13 protein-coding genes are annotated in these 19,873 nt (G+C 59.5%); 9 read left to right on the forward strand and 4 right to left on the reverse strand.

The annotated features are described in order from the left end of the window. Position 1 precedes the first annotated feature (1 nt). The gene (locus tag EN879_RS00450; protein ID WP_127273918.1) at positions 2–907 is read right to left on the reverse strand and encodes a dioxygenase; all 906 of its coding nucleotides are present in this window, start codon (positions 905–907) and stop codon (positions 2–4) included. Positions 908–1,000: 93 nt separating this feature from the next. Here EN879_RS00450 and EN879_RS00455 point away from each other — a divergent pair, with 93 nt between their 5' ends. Continuing rightward, positions 1,001–1,951, forward strand: a complete 951-nt coding sequence (locus EN879_RS00455; RefSeq protein ID WP_013533101.1) for a LysR family transcriptional regulator — start codon at positions 1,001–1,003, stop codon at positions 1,949–1,951. Between the two features lie 175 nt (positions 1,952–2,126). On the opposite strand, the gene EN879_RS00460 is transcribed toward EN879_RS00455, so the two are convergent. Both EN879_RS00460 and EN879_RS00465 read right to left on the reverse strand, forming a co-directional pair. After that, entirely contained in the window at positions 2,127–3,503 is a 1,377-nt protein-coding gene (locus EN879_RS00460) for an HlyD family type I secretion periplasmic adaptor subunit (RefSeq protein ID WP_013533102.1), read from the reverse strand. Next, the gene (locus EN879_RS00465) at positions 3,496–5,247 is read right to left on the reverse strand and encodes a type I secretion system permease/ATPase (RefSeq protein WP_063167497.1); all 1,752 of its coding nucleotides are present in this window, start codon (positions 5,245–5,247) and stop codon (positions 3,496–3,498) included. Before EN879_RS00465 ends, EN879_RS00460 begins: the two co-directional genes overlap by 8 nt. A 713-nt stretch (positions 5,248–5,960) precedes the next feature. Here EN879_RS00465 and EN879_RS00470 point away from each other — a divergent pair. From EN879_RS00470 to EN879_RS00505, 8 genes are all read left to right on the forward strand, one after another. Continuing rightward, a complete protein-coding gene (locus EN879_RS00470) occupies positions 5,961–6,944 on the forward strand; it encodes an ATP-grasp fold amidoligase family protein (protein WP_164745800.1) in 984 nt (327 codons plus the stop codon). A 327-nt stretch (positions 6,945–7,271) separates the two neighbouring features. Next, complete coding sequence (locus tag EN879_RS00475) at positions 7,272–9,041, forward strand: calcium-binding protein (protein ID WP_063167496.1); 1,770 nt, start codon at positions 7,272–7,274, stop codon at positions 9,039–9,041. Positions 9,042–9,457: 416 nt separating this feature from the next. Further along, positions 9,458–10,666, forward strand: a complete 1,209-nt coding sequence (locus EN879_RS00480) for a glycosyltransferase family 4 protein (protein ID WP_063167495.1) — start codon at positions 9,458–9,460, stop codon at positions 10,664–10,666. After that, positions 10,663–11,922, forward strand: a complete 1,260-nt coding sequence (locus tag EN879_RS00485; protein ID WP_063167494.1) for an O-antigen ligase family protein — start codon at positions 10,663–10,665, stop codon at positions 11,920–11,922. Before EN879_RS00480 ends, EN879_RS00485 begins: the two co-directional genes overlap by 4 nt. Then, positions 11,923–13,920, forward strand: a complete 1,998-nt coding sequence (asnB, locus tag EN879_RS00490) for an asparagine synthase (glutamine-hydrolyzing) (RefSeq protein ID WP_063167493.1) — start codon at positions 11,923–11,925, stop codon at positions 13,918–13,920. Then, positions 13,895–16,153 carry an exopolysaccharide transport family protein gene (locus EN879_RS00495; RefSeq protein WP_244514268.1) on the forward strand — a complete coding sequence of 753 codons (2,259 nt, stop codon included), beginning with the start codon at positions 13,895–13,897 and terminating at the stop codon, positions 16,151–16,153. The genes asnB and EN879_RS00495 overlap by 26 nt, the downstream gene beginning before the upstream one ends. Positions 16,154–16,337: 184 nt before the next feature. Then, positions 16,338–17,705, forward strand: a complete 1,368-nt coding sequence (locus EN879_RS00500; protein WP_013533110.1) for a lipopolysaccharide biosynthesis protein — start codon at positions 16,338–16,340, stop codon at positions 17,703–17,705. Further along, positions 17,702–18,742, forward strand: coding sequence for a glycosyltransferase family 2 protein (locus tag EN879_RS00505; protein WP_063167492.1), 1,041 nt, complete (start codon positions 17,702–17,704; stop codon positions 18,740–18,742). Before EN879_RS00500 ends, EN879_RS00505 begins: the two co-directional genes overlap by 4 nt. A gap of 81 nt (positions 18,743–18,823) precedes the next feature. Here EN879_RS00505 and EN879_RS00510 read toward each other — a convergent pair whose 3' ends face one another. After that, positions 18,824–19,531 (reverse strand): helix-turn-helix transcriptional regulator, encoded by a 708-nt coding sequence (locus EN879_RS00510; RefSeq protein ID WP_024502429.1) that lies wholly within the window; start codon positions 19,529–19,531, stop codon positions 18,824–18,826. Positions 19,532–19,873: the final 342 nt, after the last annotated feature.

Here is a 19,873-nt window from a genome sequence, read left to right on the forward strand (position 1 = left end):
GTCATCTCCTCCCAGAGGTTTCGGTATCGCTCCGCCGCTGCGGGCAGAGCACGAGGTTGAGGTCGAGCGCGTGCTTGCGTTTTCCTCCATTGGGCGGCAGCGCGCGGAACTCGGCCATGAGTTCGGGTTTGACCCCGAAGATGGCATCCCGGCCGATCGCAGGGTCCGACCGGTCGAAGATGTGGGTCGTCAGCGTCTCGAAGCCCTCCGCCGAGACGCGAAAATGGATATGGGCCGGCCGCTCGAGGCCAAGGCCCAGCGCTGACATCAATTGACCGACCGGTCCGTCCGACGGCAGCGTGTAGCCCTTCGGCTTCACCGTCGTGAAGCGGAACCGTCCCTGCGGATCGGTACGGAAGCGTCCGCGCAGATTGAATTCCGGCTGGCGGTCGGGTTCCTGGTTCTCGTAGAGACCCTCGGCATTGGCCTGCCAGATCTCGACCGTCGCATCGCCGACCCCCGCGCCGTCGAGCGCGACGATGCGGCCCGCGACCTCCAGCGGCTCGCCCTTGTGATCGCGCGAGATGTTCGCGCCGGGTGGCATCTCCGGCACGTCGGCCCGGTAGAAGGGCCCGGCCAGGGTGTTTGGTGTCGCTCCGGCGGGGCGCGGGCTGTTCTGATCCTCGATCAGCGAAGACACGCCCAGGACGTCGGCGAACAGCACCCATTCCTGGCGCCGCGCATCGGCGTAGTGGCCAACCTCGGTCAGAAAAGAGATCGCCTGGCGGAATTCCTCGCCGGAGGGCCGCAACTCCACGATCAGCGCGTGCAAACCATCCACGGCTGCCTGCGCCGCCGCCGCCAGGCGGGACTGGCCCATTGCCGTCAGGCGCCGCGAGAATTCCTCGGCCTGCGTCGATATCGCCTTGGGGGACTCATCCCGCTTCGGGTCGTGCTGGCCGTGCATTCCGCCGGGGCCTCCCTTCCCCTTGCCAAGCGGGATAGCACGGCCCGACGCGATGCTTGATGAGATGTGACGTCCCTTGTATAGCGTTTTGCTATGAAGCTGAACGAGCGCCACCTCATGCAGCTCGCCGCGGTGCTGGATGCCGGCGGCGTGTCGGAAGGAGCCGCCATGCTGGGCTTGACCCAGCCGGCGGTCAGCCGATCACTGGCCATGCTGGAGGCGCGGGTGGGTGAGCCGCTGTTCCTCAAGGGCCGCCGGCCGCTGCAGGCGACGCCGCTCGGCTTCCAGCTGGCGGCGCAGGGCCGCACGATCATCACCGCGTCGCGCAAGGCGTCGGATGCGGTGCAGGGCTTCATGAAAGGCACCAAAGGTGTCGTCCGTGTCGGCGGCGTGCCGTTCTTCATGGACGCGATGATCAGCCGGATGATCGGAGAATTCCAGAAGCTCGAACCCGAGGTCACCGTTCAGCAGAGCTACATGAACCTGCCCGAGATGGTCGCGGCGCTGGACAGCAACCAGATCGACCTCGGCATCGTGCCGATCGGCGTGCTCGACCTTGGTCCCGGCTTCGAATTCACCGAAATCCTGCCCGGACGCAATGTCGTGGCTTGCCGGCCCGATCATCCCCTGCTGCGAAATCGCCGCCTCAGGGCGCATGACCTGACCAGCTTTCCCTGGGTGGCTCCCCTGCCCGGCTCTCCGCTGATGTCGGACCTGCAGATGATCCTGATGAGCATCGGCATGTCGGACCTGAACATCCGCTATTCGGGAGGCTCGCTGATGAGCGTGATCAACTTCCTTGCCGAAACCGATGCGTTGGCCGTGCTGCCATTCTCCGTAGTCTTCGCGCAGCGCAAGGAGAGCCGGGTTACGGTGCTGCCCTATGAAATCCCGCAGCCCAGCCGCTCACTCGGTATCCTTCGCCGGGTCAGCGGACCACGCTCACCGGCGGCAGAGCGCTTCGCCGGCCACGTCACGACCGCCTTCGAAAACCTGAAGCACATCATCAAACGGCATGAGAATGCCGTTGTCTGGGGACGGTAAACCAGCCTCGCTATTCGAATGATGCGGTAGCGTCACACAACGCGCATGTTTCCTCCAGCCGGAGGCGCTTCATCCCCGCGTCGCCGGTTAGGCTCGACGGCCGCCCGCCCCCAAAAGCCGTCGGGCCGCCAGAAATCCCGATATCCTATTGGTCACGCCCTCCTCCACCTCGCCATCACTGCGTAAACGCTTTGGACATCTGATCCGCAAAGGGTTTCAACAGATAAGACCAGACATTGCGTTCGTCGGTGCGGATATGAACCTCGGCGGGCATACCTGGCCTCAGCACCTTCGCTTCGGTCAGGCAGCTCGATTTGCTTTCAACCTTGATACGCGCCGAAAAATAGGAAAGCTGACGTTGCGGGTCTTTAATCAGATCTGCCGAGATGTGTTTCACTGACCCTTGGCAGACCGGAGTGGTTCCCACGTCGAACGCCGGAAAACGGATTGATACCGGCTGCCCAGGCCGGACATCGTCGACCCGCGACGGAGGGATCAGCGCGTCCACCACAAGATCGTCGGTATCAGGTACGATGGTCATAAGCATCTCGCCAGGCGCGATAACGCCGCCGACGGTATGGACAGCCGATTCCTGTATCGTTCCGGACTGTGGCGCGCGGATCGTTGTCTTGGTCAGTTCATCCTGCGCCACAATCCTCCGTTCGTTGAGTTCGGTCTGTTTGGCTTCGGTCTCGCGGAGTTCGGTCGTCACGTCGGTGCGCCTTTGGTCATCCAGCTGCAGCATCTGCAACCCCGTTTCGCTGATGCGCGCCTGGGCTTCAGCTACTGCTGCAGCGAGGCGACCCGATTCTCCCCTGGCCCGGGTGGCATCCAACTTGATGTTGCTTACCCTCTCCTTGGAGACGAGTTTTTTGGCGTAGAGGGAATCAACGTCGGCGAAATCCTTGCTCAGCAGGGCAACCGATTCATCCACCGCGCTCTGTTGCGCTTTAAGACCGTCGATCTGACGTTCAAGTTGCTGGGATTGGCTTCTCAGCTGTGCCTTCTGTCCAGCCAAAGCCGAAGAGCGCGTTTCAAAGAGAGCGCGTTCGCCGTTGACGAGCGCAGCCAGCTCCGGTTGGTTCATTCGCGCTTTCAGGCCGACCGGCAGCTGCATTTCCGCCAAGCCCGTGCGCTCGGCCTCCAGCCGGGCGAGGCGAACGGTCGCGCGATCGAGATCCTCGCTGATGATTTGCAGGTTCGCGCGTGTCAGCGTGTCATCCAGCCTGACCAGCACGTCGCCGGCTCGCACATGATCTCCGTCCTGCGCGAAGATCCCGCCCACTGTTCCTCCGGTTTGATGCTGGACCTTCTTGACGTTGCTTTCTACCACCACGGTGGCCGGTGCAACCACGGCGCCGGCGATCTTGGTCAATCCCAGCCACAGGCCGCCGCCGAGGACCAGCAGACCTGTAATCACCAAGCCGAATATCAGGTTGGCCCGTATACCGTCCGGCAGATCTGGCGAGCTCACGGCAGGTCCTTTGCTGCCACGAAGGGTCCGGGCATAGGACGAGAAGGTGACGAATGTTTCGAGCAGAGCCTCATGCATGCCCGGCAACCCCCGGTATCGGCGCCAAAGAAGATGGCCGAGGTGAAACAGGCGGTGAAGGTCGGAGCACGTTCGCCAAGACCTCCTCGCGCGAGCCAAAGGCATGAACCGTCCCGTTCGACATAACCAGCACCTGATCGATGTTGGCGAGTGCCGAGGGACGATGCGCAACGACAATGACGATGCCCCCGCGCTGACGCACTGCCCGTATGGCGCCGGCCAGGGCAGCGTCTCCATCCACGTCGAGGTTCGAGTTCGGTTCGTCGAGCACGACAAGGAACGGCTCGCCATAAAGGGCTCGGGCGAGACCCACGAGTTGCCTCTGCCCTGCCGACAGGGCTGCTCCCCCCTCCCCGATGCGGGTCTGAAATCCCTGAGGGAGTTGCATGATCATTTTCTCGACGCCGGCGGCTCTTGCCGCCGCAAGGACGCCTTTTGGATCCGTCTTGCCTCGGAACCTCGAAATGTTGTCTGCTACCGTGCCGTCAAACAACTCCACATCCTGCGGCATGTAGCCGATATGGGCGCCGAGATGTTCCGAGTTCCATTGATCGAGAGAGGCGCCGTCCAATCTCACCGAGCCATGGAGCGGCTTCCACACCCCGACCAACGAACGGGCCAGCGTCGTCTTGCCGGAGCCGCTCGGGCCGACGACGGCCATTCCAGCCCCCCTCGACAGGTGGAAACTTACATTTACAACGGTCGGTCTTGTCAGGCCGGGCGGCGCGACTGTCAGTTGCTCGACGGCAAATCGTGCCTGTGGACGAGGCAATTCCATCGGATCGTCCTGACTGCCAAATGCAGCCATGACAGCTGCCAGTTCGCTATAGCTGCGCCGGGTCGATAGAAAACCTCTCCAGTTTGCAATGGCCGCGTCAACTGGGGCCAAGGCCCGGCCGAGCAATATGGAAGATGCGATAATCACCCCAGGAGAAGCTTCACCGCCGATGACCAGGTAGGCACCGAGCCCCAGAACGCCGGATTGCAGACCCATGCGAAGCGCCTTCGAGAAGGAACTGGCGCCACCGACGACATCCGAGAGGCGCTCCTGCTGACCAAGATATGCGCGGCTGACGTCGCTCCAGCGTCGAGCCAGTCGACCAGAAAGCCCCATTGCATGAACAACCTCGGCGTTGCGCCGGGCGGAGTCGGCAAGCGCCCGTTGCGACGACAAGTCTTCGGAGGCGCGCGCGGCCGGACCACGGCTAAAGACTTCCGCAACCGCCGTCAGGAGGACCACGGCGATCGCGCCGACGGTTGCCAACAAGCCGAGCAAAGGATGGAGCAAATAAATGATCACCAGATAAAAAGGGATCCACGGAGCGTCGAAGATGACCGTCGGTCCCGTTCCGGAAAGAAAGCCGCGCAGTCGGTCAAGATCGTGCAAAGGCTGCAAGCGGCCCGCATCACGTCCTGCCTTGAGCGGCAAGGACAGGGAGATGGAGAACACCTTTTGCTGCAAATTTCTATAGAGAAGACTGCCGATGCGGACCAGCACGCGAAGCCGCACGAAATCCAGGAGCCCGTAGACCGCATACAAGCCCAGCATGCCGATCGTGAATCCCACCAGGGTGGGAACGCTCTGCGACGGCAGAACGCGATCGTAGATCTGCAACATATAGACCGAACCGGTCAGGGCGAGAATGTTTATCACTGCCGAAAACAGCGCCACGCCAAGCAGCCCAGGCATGCAGGCGAGAATGGCGGAACGCAGCTCGGGAGAACCGGCCCCCGATGTTTTCATGACCAGCGGTCGTTCGCGCGACACTGCCGCGCCGTTACTTCCGTAAATTGTGATGGCTCAAACCTTTCTTGGTGCGCATAGCAGCCGCTATCCGTCGCCCCCCTTATTACGCTCTGCTTACATACGTCGACTTTGAGGAAAATGCAGCGGATTCGTGGCGCAGGACCAACGAAACGCGACCCGCAGCGTGCACAGGCTGGGGATAACTCCCCCAAAAAACGGCAATTCACGCTAGTAACGCAGTCCAGAATGGAACACGCAAAAGGGGCTTATGTCCTTGCTTCCACACACTTTCAAAGACGCCACGGTCGTTGACACAAAATACCTGATGCGGAGCAACAACTTAGATCAATCAAACCTTTTGTCGTTCTGTATTCTGTATTTGATCTCGCCCCGATACACCAATCACCCGAGCAGACCATCAGTCTCCCAGACTTCCAGAGGCGGCAAATTGACGACCGTCAGGCCGGCACGCCGGATCGTCATTCAAACGGAGGAGGACGGTGATCGAGCCTGACGTATTGTGGTTTAACGCATGCGCAGGGATGGCGACTGGAGGGCTCGTTCACCTCGGGGCGCTGGCCGACGGGTTCGACCGGCCCCATCTGTGACGGCTGCCAACCTGCCCAAGGAGGCGGATCGCGCCTTCGCCATCGTCGTTATCAGAGCGGACGCCGCGTTAGCCGTGCGTTATCCGCGTAGTGGGGTGTTGCGTGGAAAAGAAGTATCGGAAATTAAGAAGAGCTGTCTGGGAAACGATATATAGGGTCAGCTTGATAACCCCGAATTTCTACGTTCTGAACTACCCCATAGCAGCAGCGGGATTCTTTAACGGGAACAACAGGTTCCCAAGACGGGTTTCCAGTCAATCGGCTACGATAAATGATTTTATATTTGACAGAATGATACGAAATAGATGGGGATACCTGGAGAAGATTTGCGTTGATAAGCATTATGCTAAGTACATAGCTAGTGGAATCGCAGGCCTTAAAATCCCAAAGACGATCTCTGTATTCAAGATAGATAGAAATACGACGGCAGATGACATTTTACTTTGGATCCAGCCTTTCCTCGGACGTCATTTCGTGATGAAGCCGACCCATTCCTCTGGAAAAATTATATTCCTCGACAAACCGCTCAATAGGAAAACTCTAGAGGAATTCTTAAATTTCTCTAAGAGGTCGTACTTTAATATCGGACGAGAGACACAATATTATAAAATGGAAAAGAAATTAATTGTCGAAGACAACATTTCTACTGGTGGTGAATTAAGTGACTACAAATTCTTTTGCGTTCGCGGCAAGGCAATTTATCTTCAGGTCGACGTCGGTAGATTTGTTGATCATAAAAGGGCTGTCTTTTCTCTTCCGGATTTTAAGCAGATTGATGTCATGTATGGTTATGACCTACCAGAAAACGTAGAAAGGCCGGAAAATCTCGAAAAAATGATCGAGATCGCGGAAACGATATCTAGGGATGTTGAGTTTGTCAGGGTCGATTTGTACAGCATTAACGGTGACATATATTTTGGAGAGATGACTTTTTCTCCATGCGCTGGGTCGGATCATATTTCAAACGAGAGTTGGGCCATCGATTTTTTAAATAGGATCAAAGCAGAAAGTGCTCCTAAAGCAGCGATAGGTGGCCGCTTCACGCCGCAAGCGGCACGATCTTTCGACCGTCAAGTTGGCGGGTGAGCCGCGAGGGCGTCAGCGCAAGCCTCGGTTCATGTGCCGAGGCACCCCAATTGGCTTTCCCCTAGTTGGGGATAACCCGGTCGGGAAAGGCGGATATTTCCCAATCACGCGGCTCAACAATGAGCCGGATGAGAGGGGCTTATGTTGTTGTTGCGGCACTGTTTTAAAAGACTTCGGTTGACCCGAAGCGGAACATCTCCTGCTGTGCAGCAATCCTGTCGGCGATCAAAGATTCTATCCAGCGGGTGTCGTATTTGATTTGGGCCTAATATGCGCCGTCAACTAAGCAGACGTGGGGCATAACCGAATCAACCAAAGGATTTTTGGATGACACTCCACTACGCGTCCGGTGGATCAGCCGCCGAGATCGCAACCGCCGGATTCAATCTGGCTGATGTTCAGTACGTTTCGCAAGTCAATGCCTTGCCGGATGGCATGAAAGGCTTGGTTTATCTCGGTGAGCACGACGGAGTAACTTCGTCTTTCATTGATAAAGTCACTCCCTTCATAGGTAATCCAAATGTGTTCGGGTTTTACCTTAGCGACGAGCCTGATCCGACAGGCAAGTGGGGCAGCTACGCAACCGCTGCAAATCTAAAGGCGGAATCCGACTGGATTCATTCTCATGTTCCCGGCGCCAAGACCTTCATCACGATGATGAACTTGGGCACGGATGGCTCCCCGAGCTACATGAACCCGAACGACCCGGCCCACGCCGCTTACAATCCGGCGAATACGGGCATCGATTTCTACGGTATCGGCTATTACCCCATCAACAACACTTCGGCTCCCGACTACACCCATATCGACAAGATGGTTGCGGCTGCCGGTGAAGCGGGCATCCCGATTGACAAGATCGTCCCGCTTTACCAGGCGTTCGGTGGTGGCAACTGGGAAACCAGCGCTGGCGGCAAGTTTGTCATGCCCACCGCTGCCCAGGAGCAGGCCATGATTGATCGTTGGGCCGCACTGGTTCCGTCGCCGGCCTTTGACTATACCTATAAATGGGGAACGCAGAATGGCGACACCGCGCTTGAAAGCGCCTCGGAACTGAAAGCCTTTTTCCTCCAGCACAATCTCGAGGGCACCCATGCCCCGGTCTCGCCCCCGGTTAGTGATCCTGTCACGCCCCCGGTCAGTGATCCGGTCGGCACACCGACCACACCTCCTACTCACGTCGGCACCCCTGCTCCCACCGGGCCGGCCCCGTCGGGCAGCGATCATGTCTTCCATGGCACGCGCGGCGCAGACGTTTTCCACGCAACCGGGGGCAATGACAAATATCTCGTCAACAATGCTCATGACAAGGTCATGGAAGCGCCAAACGGGGGCTTCGACAAGGTCGCGGCCTCGGTGAGTTACGCTCTTACGGCGGGATCACATGTCGAGCAGCTCTCCACCGCCAATTCCGGTGGCAGGGCGTCCATTAACCTGACCGGCAACGAATTCGGTCAAGCCATCTATGGAAATGGCGGTGCCAACAAGATCAATGGCGGCGGTGGCGCCGACAAGATGACCGGCTATGGCGGCAATGACACCTATTACGTCGACAATGCCCACGACAAGGTGGTGGAGCAGGGAGGAAGCGGCCTCGACAAGGTTCTTGCCTCGGTGAGCTTCGCTCTTTCGGCTGGCTCGCACATCGAGCAACTCGCAACCACCAAGACGTCCGGCAAGGCCGCCATCAATCTGACCGGCAACGAATTCGGACAGACCATTCAAGGCAATGCCGGTAACAACAAGATCGACGGTGGCGGCGGAGCCGATACGTTGACCGGGCACGGGGGCAGAGATGCCTTCGTGTTCAGTACCGCCCTTGGCGCTGGAAACGTCGACAGGATCACTGATTTCAACAAAGCCCAGGACAAGATCCACCTCGACCATTCCATCTTTGCCGGTCTCGATCAGGGGGGCCTCTCGTCGGACGCTTTCTTTGCCGGCAAAGCGGCGCATGACAGTTCCGATCACATTATCTACAACAGTTCGACCGGAGCTCTTTCTTTCGACAGCGACGGCGTCGGAGGCGCAAACCAGATCCATTTCGCGAGCCTCTCTCCGCATCTGTCGATTACCGCATCGTCTTTCCTGGTCACCTGACGCTCCAGCGACGAATGCCTTAAAGGTCGGCGAGGTCTTGGTGCCTCGCCGACAGTCGTTTGGGCCGAGCGTCCGAACTTCGCGCCCATCAGCGAGCCGCGGAGTTCAGGTCCGCCACGCCTTACTCCAGCCACTCATCGTACCCACTTCAGGCAATGCCGTGGGGGCGTCCCGGTGAGACTGCGTCGGCAAGACAGGAGGGACATTAGCGCTCCCCCACCGCGAGGGAATCTCGCCTCACTGGTCCTACCCCTTTCCAAACATCATGGTGTCATTCAAACGGACGAGGACAGGAACCCGGCCTCCCCATAGCGTGCACTCGGGCGGGATGCGCTCATAGGTGATGAAACCGGGCCGTGGCAGCATCGAGAGCGTCAGTTACTCGATTGCCCGCCGTGTGCGCTGGGGAGAGGCAGATGAACCCACATCTGGTCTGCGTGGGAGGCGAGGATCACGCCTTGAGAGTTCCCTTCCTCATCGCGCTGCGAGAGAAAGGCTTTCGCGTTACGGCGGTCTCGAGCGGTTCTCCCGTACCGTTTTTAAGGCATGACATTTCGCATCACAGGTTCTCCTTCGACCGGTTTGCATCTGGCGGCGGGGAATGGCGTGCTCTCGGAACGATGCGCCGATTGATGCGGGAGCTTCGGCCCGACATCATCCAGAGTTTCGACACCAAGCCAAATCTGTTGACGCCCCTTTCCATGCGGGGAACAGTTCCGGTTATTCGCACCATCAACGGGCTGGGCTGGACGTTCTCATCTCTGGCGCCTCGCGCTTTGGCCCTGCGTCCGGTCTATTGCGCGCTGCAATGGCTCGCGTCTTCGTGGACGGCGGCGACCGTTTTCCAAAATCGTGATGACCAACTGTTCTTCGAGCGCTTTCGGCTGACCGGTCGCGGAAGCTCGCGACTGATACGCAGTTCCGGAATCGATGTCGATGCGTTCGCAACGGTGCGCCATCTCGGGTCCTCGGCAACGAAGATGCGTAGGGAACTCGGCCTCCAGTCCGCCGAAGTGGTGATCTTTGTCGGCCGCTTGACCCGTCAGAAGGGTGTGGGAACCCTCCTCGAGGCGGTTCCTCGCGTCGTGGCCGAAAGACCAGCAGCACGATTTGTGCTTGTCGGCCCGCGAGAATCCGAAGGCTCATTCGCAATCGACAAGTCCGAGATCGACCGGCACGCATCTCATGTGCTGGCCTTGGGTCCACGACGCGATGTCGCTGATCTCCTCGGCATGGCCGATGTATTCGCCTTTCCCACCCAGTATCGCGAAGGAGTACCGCGTGTGTTGCTGGAAGCGGGGCTTTCGGGACTGCCAATCGTGGCTTCCAGGATGCCAGGCTGCAGAGACGTCGTCGAAGACGGGTGGAATGGCTACCTGGTTGCACCGCATGACGCCGATGCCCTTGCCTCGCGAACAATAGACTTGCTGTCCGACCGCGCTGGGGCAAAGGCAATGGGCGTCCGTTCCGCTGAACTTGTGCGGGAGCGATTTGCCCTGCCGTTGGTGGTCGATCAGTACTGCGACCTGTACGAAAACACACTCCGCGCGGGGCTTCCGCGACCGCTCCCTGCTGTCGCGCTTGAGGGCAGCCTCGCAGATCACCGGGGCGGAGCACGTCAATGATCCGGGACGCCTTGCTCGCCCTGGGAGTTGCGATGTCCTACGCGACGCAACTGGCCGTTCCGGGATTGCCGCTCGGCTATGGCGAATTGTTCATCGCGATCTGGATCGTTCTGGCGATTGGACGAATATTCGCCGGGGGTCGTCTCCAGGTCACACCCGCTTTTGTCCAACTGGCGAGCTTCTGGCTGATCTTGTCGCTGGCTTTGGGAATCGGCACGATCGTCGGCTACCTGACCACCGTCCTTTACTTGACCGGGCTGGTACATGACCTGATGGCCTACATGCTGCTGGCCGGCTTCACATGCCTGGCGGCCGCGGAGCCCGACGCCGATCGTCACCTTCGCCGCAGTGCCTGGTGGGTGATCGCCATCGCCAATGGAAGCTTCGTAATTCAGCTGGGATTGGCATTTGGGGTAGCCCACCAGCCCGGCGTCGACCCCTGGTTCTGGGACAGATTCCGGGGCTGGTCCGAGAACCCGAACCAACTTGCGCTCTATTGCGCGCTTTTTGGCCCCCTGGCTTTGCACCTTGCCACGACCACCCGCAACCCATGGCGCCGTTTGCTCGCATTCTCCAGCCTGATCCTGACCTTTTATGTCGGCCGGCTGACGAAGAGCGACACCTATCTCTACACCAGTATCCTGAGCTGCCTCGTCTTTCTCGGATTGCGGCTTCGTGCATGGATCGCAACAAGCGGTCGCGCCAGCCTGCCCCGCTTGGCAGCAATTGTGCTGTTGGCGGGTTCCTTGCCTTTAGCGCTGGCGATGACGCCCTACGCGCTCACCGAAGAGGCCAGCGTCGCCCATTTTGCCAAGAGCCTTACCAAGGACCAGGGTGGGGAAGCGACACTCGAAACGTTCGAACTCCGGCTCTATCTGTGGCAGGACGCGGTGGAAACGGGGTTGAAATCCGGGTCGCTGGGATTGGGCCCTGGGCCTCACCTCGAGCGCCCGCCCGTCGCCGACCGTCAATTTCTGCAGCGACCTTTCGAGGCCCATAATACCGTTCTTGACCTTTACCTGCAGGGCGGATTGCTTGCGGTGATGGCATTGGTCTGGATCGTGGGAGCCGCAATGTCGCTTGCCTGGCGAGCGGGATTCGACGCGCTGCTGGTGCTCGGTGCGTCGACGATAATCTTCAGCATGCCTCACCTGATCATCCGCCATCCGATCGTGTGGTTTTCGCTGGCTTTCTGCCTCGTTGCCGGAAATCCGACCGCACTTCGGCGGCAACTTGCCGAGCCCAGGGTGCCCTAAATGTGTGGGATCGCCGGAATTCTATTGGCTTCCGATGCCACAGACATAAAGCCGCTCCAAGCGATCGGGCGGATGACCGCATCGCTGCGTCACCGGGGCCCGGATGGCGAAGGGCTCTGGGCCGATCGCGAGGCTGGAATCGCATTGGGCCACAGGCGATTGGCAATTGTCGACCTGTCAGCCGCCGGGCACCAGCCGATGCATTCTGCCAGCGGCCGATACGTGATCACCTTCAACGGTGAGATATACAATTTTCGCGATTTACGTCGCGAACTTGAGGGTGCGGGCCAAACCTTTCAAGGCGCCAGCGACACCGAAGTGATGCTCAGCGCAATCGAGCATTGGGGGCTTGAAACCGCCCTCAAACGCTTTGCCGGAATGTTCGTGTTCGCATTGTGGGATCTGAAGACAAGAAGCCTTTATCTGGCCCGTGACAGGATGGGCAAAAAGCCCCTCTATGTTGCTTCGACCCGAGACGCATTGGTCTTCGCCTCTGAGCTGAAGGCGATCAACACCTTTCCGGGCTTCTCTCCCGACCTTGATCTTGATGCCGCGGCGGCAATGCTTTCAACGGGATGGGTGCCGGACCATCTCTGTATCTGGCGAGGCGTGTTCAAACTGCCGCCTGGTTCCGTCCTTTCCGTCACCGCGGCGAATTGTGCCGAAGACCGCAGCGCGGACCGTCTTTCGCAACGCGTTCACCGCTGGTGGTCACTGGCTGACGTTGCAGCCGATGGGCGACGGAACCCCGCTACCGGCACCGACGAAGATCTGGTTGACGAACTGGACAACCGGCTTCGGCTGGCCGTGCGGGAACGCATGATGGCCGACGTCCCTCTGGGTGGCTTCCTGTCGGGCGGGATCGACAGCTCAGCCGTGATCGCCCTGATGCAGGCTCAATCCTGCAAGCCGGTTCGCAGTTTCACGATCTCGTTCGCAGAGGGCGGCTTTGATGAAGCTCCATACGCAGCGGCCGTTGCCCGTCATCTGGGCACCGACCACTCCGAACTTCACCTCTCGCCCAGCGCCGCACGTGACGTCATTCCCGAGTTGCCGCAGGTCTGGGATGAACCCTTCGCCGATGAATCGCAGATACCGACCTTGCTCGTTGCCAGGCTCGCCCGTCAGCACGTCACCGTAGCGCTGTCGGGCGACGGCGGTGACGAATGCTTCGCAGGATACGGCCGCCACTTCATGGCGGAGCGGTTGAAACGACACCTGCGCCTGCCCCGACAACTGCGCCGAACCTTGGCGGCAGGGGCAGGTTTTTTCGCACGCGCCGGACGCGACGATGTCATCGGCAAACTGCCACTCTCTGCGAGCGCGAGGCATTTTATCCGGAGCGACCGGATGGAACGTCTCGCCCGGCTGCTCACGGCATCGAATGAAGACGAATTGTTTCAGCGGCTGGCGCGGCCACAGGCTGAAAACCTGGGACGTCAGCGGCCCACCGAACCAATCTACGGCCACGGCGGTCCGCCGCTTGACGACCTGCTCTCCCGTCTTCTGTGCGATGACATGGCGGGGTACTTGCCTGGCGATATCTTGGTGAAGCTGGACCGTGCCACTATGGCCAACAGCCTTGAGGGCCGGTGTCCTCTGCTTGACCACCGCGTTGTCGAATTCTCCTGGCGGCTGCCATCCAACATGAAAGTTCGTGATGGCGCCGGCAAATGGATCCTTCGTCAATTGCTACGCCGCTATCTCCCGCAGCACCTGATCGAGCGTCCGAAACAGGGCTTCGATGTCCCTATCGCAGCATGGCTGCGGGGTCCGCTGCGCAACTGGGCCAGCGATCTTCTCGCCGACATGCGAGCAGAAAGCAGTGACGTATTGGACGCTGCGAAGATCGACGCCTGCTGGCGCGATCACATTGATGGCCAGAACCGCTCGCGCGAATTGTGGTCCGCATTGATGTTCCAGGCCTGGCGGAGCCGAGCCAACCGGCAAGCACAGGAAACCGGCCCAATTCATGAACCCGATCTGGCAGGAGTATAAAATGGTAGGTTCCGCAATCAGCCCGATCCAGCTGCCACGGATCAATCAACCACCAGCACCGGTTCTCGAAGGCAGAGTGCACGTGCGGTCATTGCGCGAATATGTCGAGCCGGCCACCGCGTCGCACCAACTCTTCGTGATTCTGGCAAGGCGAAAATGGTCTATTGTTGCCTTCGCTGTGTTGGGCGGGCTGCTGGCGGGGTTGCTGGGAAGTCTTCGCCCGGTTCTCTACGAAGCAACTACTCAGCTTATCATCGACGCCCCATCGCGCGGTTCACTGCCCGTCGGCGCCCCGTCTTCGCAGGACCTCGTCGATTCAAGCATAGATGACCACATCACGATGCTATCGTCGCAAGACCATCTGCGCCGCGTCATGGCGGCACTGCGCAAGACAGGTGCGGCTGAAACCGGACAGGACAATTCCGCTAGCGGGAATTCCCGGCTTGAGCCGTCTGCCATCCCTCCCCCGAGGACACGCTCGCTTGCCGGTGGTCTACTGGACCGACTGTGGCCAGGAGCGGACAAAACAATCAGCGATTCACAGGCCGAGGATGCCTCTGAATTGAGAGCCTTGCGGCAAGGAATGCGGGTCGGGCAGGAGCTGCGATCGAGAGTAGTCTCCGTCGCTTTCGCCGATGACAGTCCCGCGCGGGCGGCGCTCGTGGCCAACACATTCGCTCAGGTCTATGTCGACAATCTGATAAGGAGAAGGCAGGCATCCGACCAGCAAGAACTCGATGCGATCACCACCAGCCTGCCCAGGCTGCAAAACGATCTGCAGGCAGCGGCCGACCGCCTTGAGAAATATCGGTTGAGCCACGGAGCCATCGACCAAGGCTCGGCGGACAATGCAGCCAGGGAACGGGCCGACCTCAGCCAGCAATTGTCGATGTCAAACGCAGATCTCGCCGCTGTGGAAACTCGGCTGCGACATGTTCAGGAGCTTCGAGCGCAGGGGGCTTCTTTCGTCTCCGTGGCCGAAGCCATTGGCGGGCCTGAACTTGCCGATCTTGCGGCTCGACAGGCTCGCGCGCCTGCGGACCAAGAACTCAGAAACCTGACCGAAAGCAAGGTCGAACAAGGCATCGACAAGATTGCTGCGGACGCAAACATTTTCCGTGCCCAGATCGCCACTCTTGAGAGCCGGAAGGCCATTTTGGATGCGGTCATGGCCGACACCGCCAGCCGGCTTTCCGGGTTGCGGGTTCTCGAGCCGCAGGTCAGTTTGCTGACCCAGCGATACAACGAACTTCTTGGCCGGCAACAGGATTTGACGCGGCGTATCGGAGTTCCCTCGGCTGGAATTTCCATCCTATCGGCGGCATGGCCGCCGACCATCCCGCAGACCTTGCCCGCCATCTTCCTTGTTCCGCCCGGGATGATTGTGTTCGCTATACTGGGCGCGATTTTCGTCACGATGCGCAATCACTTCGATCGGACTTTCCGCGGTGAGACCGAGGCGGAAGCGGTGCTCAAGGTTCCATGTATGGGGCAGATTCCCGAAGCAGGCAGGGTGCATGCCAAACGACTGCGAACCCTTGTCCTGGGCGAGCGCAGCTCCGCCTATAGCCGCGCCGTGACGTCGTTGCTGATTGCTGCGGCGCCCAATGCGCTGAGGGCTCGTTCGTCGTACACGGCGCTTGTCACCTCCAGCGTCCCGGAGGATGGGGGGACCGAGCTCGCATGGAGTCTGGCGCTGGCCGGCACGCGGATGGGCGGTCGTGTTCTCTTGATCGATCTTGAACGCAAGGGCGTTCAACTCACGCTCGAGTTCCTGCATCAGTTCAGCGAGCGCAAGAGCCGCCATTCCTTCGCTGATTATGTCTGCAATCGCAGCAACCTGGAAAACGCCGTGGCCAGTCTGCATGAAATCGGCATCGACGTGATGACCGCTGCTCCGTCGGACGATCTGCTGGCGGTGTTGTCCTGCGAGGATGGGGGCAAAGTGATGGCGGATCTGCACTTGACCTATCGCATCGTCATCATAAACCTGCCGTCGGCGCTCGGGCGGCCGGAAGCCAAATTTCTGGCTGGATGGGCTGATGCGGTGCTTTTTGCCGTCCGATGGAGGAAAACGCCACGTACCCTCGCTCGCGGGGTGCTGGAACTCCTTCAGGGCAACGGTTCTCTTGCGGTACCCGTCGGCAGCGTCCTCACGCAAGTGAACTTGAAAAAACATGCCGGATATCGGCTCGAGGATAGCGCCGACCTCTTGCGCGAGCAGATAGCATGACCAAGCATAGGCTCGTCCTTGGGCCGCGGACGATCCGGGGGCGGTTCATCCAGGGAGCGGCCCGGACGATTCAGGGTGCAGCCTGTCCGCAGAGCGCGTCATTCAGGTGAATGATGGCAACGTTCGGTGTGCATCGTAGGCTGCGGCAATCCCCGATATTTGCCTCCCTCGGAAGCGCGAACCGATGGCACTGAGCGACCTTCTGAGACCCAAGATGGTTCCCGCGGCCGACACAGCCATCATCGCTGTTCGGCCGAGCACGATCGGTTCGATCATTCGTGCAGCTGGTGAGGTGTCGGCGATGGCAATTGTCGGCCAACTCACCCTTCTTGCTGCGATTCCGGTCTTGGCGCGGCTCTATTCGCCTGCGGATTTCGGCATCTTTACGATTTATCTGTCGATTGTGAACATACTCGCCGGGGTCGCAGCATTGCGCTTCGAGGCGTCACTCTATGGGGTTAAGGGGAGCGCCCAGGCCTATGTGACGGTCAAGCTTATCCTTTTGGCTGTGTTCGTGACCACCGTCCTGGCCTTTTCGGCCGGACAGATGCTGTCGAACCTTGCTCCCAACCGCCTCGGCTCGCTTGCCTGGCTCATTCCGATCGGAATGGGAGGCGCAGGTCTGGTCGAAGCCATGAACTGCTGGAGCCTGCGTGCTGGGCTTTTGCGCGACTTTGCCCTTGGGCGGCTGATCCTGCCGGCGAGCATGGCTGCACTGCAATTGGTTTTCGGCATTGCCAACCTTGGCGGCGAAGCGATGATCCATGCCCATATTTTGAGCCAGTTCGTCTTTATCGGGTATATCGGTTATCGGGTGACGAGCTGGGAGGATTTGCGCGGCATCGCCCGGGCACCTTGGCGTGCGGTGTTCGAAAAGGCCCGGCGGGAATACAAATTTCCTCTGTTCGATATCCCCGCAACACTCGCGAGCATAGCGATCAACAATCTTCCGGCAGTTCTTGTCGGTGGGCTGTTCGGCACCGCATTTGCCGGATATTTGGGCGTGGCAACGCGCCTGGTTACCGGTCCAGTGACGCTGATCGCTTCACCGCTCAGCAATGTTTTTGTCGCCGAAGCAAACCAGAACAACAATCGTGGACACCTGCTTGGCGTGGCACGCGGGCTTCTCCTGCTGGCCGCCGGCTTTACCGCGGTGCCGATATTGCTGCTTGGACTCGCCGCGCCCTATGTGGTCGTTCCGCTCCTGGGCGAGCCTTGGATGCCCACCGCGGAAATCATGACCGCACTGGCGCTGATGGGCGCGGCACAAGCGTTGTCTACTCCGCTTAGCGACGTTCCCGCTCTGCTACGTCGGCAAGGAACAAGACTGGTCATCGACCTCGCACGAGCGGTTCTCGTGTTTGGCCCGCTGCTCGCCGGCGCCCAGGCGGGCTGGCAGCCAGTCACCGTCATCTATTTCATGGCCGCCGGCGGCGCGTCGGGTTTCGCTCTGAAAATGGCAGCATCGCTGTATTTGTTGACCCACGACCCCCAACCAGCAGGCGCTGCAACGTGCATCCAACATGAATGTCTCGAGGAAAAAACACCATGAATTCGTCGTCGGTTGACAATCTTCAAGCGGCAGTTGCGGTCACCCAGCATGACCGTGCCGATGTCTCATGGTCACGCCCTTTTATCTCTGTCGGGATACCAACCTTTCGCCGGCCCGATACGATCCGCAGGGCGATCGACAGCGTCCTGGGTCAGGATTACTCCGATTGGGAGTTGGTCGTGAGCGACGACGAGGGACCGGAGGGCGAGACCTGGGCTATCGTGACCGACTATGCACGAAGCGAACCTCGCATCCGCATCATCGAGAACAGCCGAGGTCGCGGTCAGGTGGAGAACACCAACAACGCTATGCTGGCTTGCGCTGGACGGTGGATCAAGTTGCTGCACGACGATGACTGGCTTGCGCCAGGTGCACTCAGGACATTCGCCGAAGTTGCCAAACAGCACCCGTCGGTTGCCTTCATGACGTCAGCCGCAAACATAATCGAGGACAAGCGAGTGAGATTTCGCCAAGTCCCCAAGGAGCAGGAAGCGATCTCCCTTTATTCCAGCCAGCAGTGCCTGATGGACCTCTATCTGGTGCGCGCGACACGCTGCCTGGGGATCATTCCATCCACATTGTTGATCAACAGCGACGTCATTCGTGCCGGCTGCTTGATGCGCACGCACAAAGAGATTCCGGCCGGAGTGGATCAACTGTTCTTCGTCGATCTAGCCAGCCATGGGGACATGGTGGCGATAAGCGATCCGCTTACCTTTTATGATGCAACGAGCCATCCAAGCATTACCACGTCAAAGAGTTTCCGCGAGGTCGACGAAGTGACCCTCGCCGTCAAGCAGCTTAACTGGAATCTCATCAAAGACCGCAACCATCTCCCGCCTCCCGAGACATTGCTGCGGGCGCTGCGGGTTGCTCGTATTCCCATGCGGTTCCACCAGCAGTCCTGGTTGACCACGTTCCTGGATGGGATACAGATCTTCCGGCCTTCGGTCATGAAGGTGGCGGGCTGGCACGTGCTTAATCACGTGTTTGCAATCCGCCCAAGATTGGGCCGGGTGCGCACGCGACGGCGGTAAGGTGAGGCTGGCCGACAAGCACATCAGCGACAGATTGCGCGCACAAGCCTGTTGTGCGCGCGCATGGTAAAGGCGTTTGCCTCACGGCAAAACGCATATGCGCCCAAGAAGAGCTACCAGTTCCGCCTGTCGCCGTGTTTCGGTCTTGGCGAACAGCGACGCCAGCTGCGACCTTATCGTGGTCCGGCTCAAGCGCCGCTTGCGGGCTATTTCCAAAGGGGCATCGCCCTGCGCCAAGCGCAGTGCGAGCTGCGTTTCGGCACTCGTCAGACCAAACATTCTTTGCAGCGTCTGGGGATTTGGCCCGGACCTGTTTTCACGATCCAGCAGCGCCACGATGCTTGTCGCGTCAGGCGTTGCTATGCCCTTCTCGTTCAATATCAGGGGCCTGTCGCCCATGCCTCGGATCACCACCCATGAAAGCGTGCCAGGAGAAAAATTGCCCGGCACGTTTGCGATCAGCCGTCTCAGCGCAGCAAATACCTTGCTGGCCGTATCGGCTGCCTCGCCTTCGCGCTCCAAGGTGTTTTGAGCGGCTGAATTCCACTCCATGACCTTCCTGTCGCTGTTCAGGATCAGGTAGCCACAACCGATGCGATCAAGCATTCTCACAACAGATGCAAGGCTGCTCTGCCGTGGCTCGACAGCAACGCTGTCGAACCGTTGTGGTGCTTGATGCCAAGCGGAAGCATGGTCACCTTGCGTTCTCAAGGCGGAGACAGGCTTTCCCCCGAAACTTCCATATTGGCGACCAAGAATTCCATCATCTTGCCTACCAACCAGTGCCATTTTCTTACCTCCCGCAAAACGGCAACGCCTCCCAGTCAAAAGGAGGTGCCTTAAACATGTCAGTCAGGTCGCTTGGAGAGTAGCGGTCCGATCCGCCCCCGACATCGGACAAAATGCGCGCTACAATCCCGGGGAACAATCCTGCGGTCGGACTAGTCTGTACGCTTTTCGGTCTAATCTCGACGGACTAGTCAGAAGGTTATAGTCTGGCACATGCGTTTGCATTCGCTCAGTTTGCATCCGAACAGCTCAGGCAAGTTGCTGACCCGCCTTGCCTCGATGTCGGTCCTGATAGCGACACTTGCAGTCGAGACAGCGCTGCCGACCTCTGTGGCATACGAC

Origin of the sequence: Mesorhizobium sp. M7A.F.Ca.AU.002.02.1.1 (assembly GCF_003998535.1) — a bacterium.
GTDB lineage: Bacteria > Pseudomonadota > Alphaproteobacteria > Rhizobiales > Rhizobiaceae > Mesorhizobium > Mesorhizobium ciceri.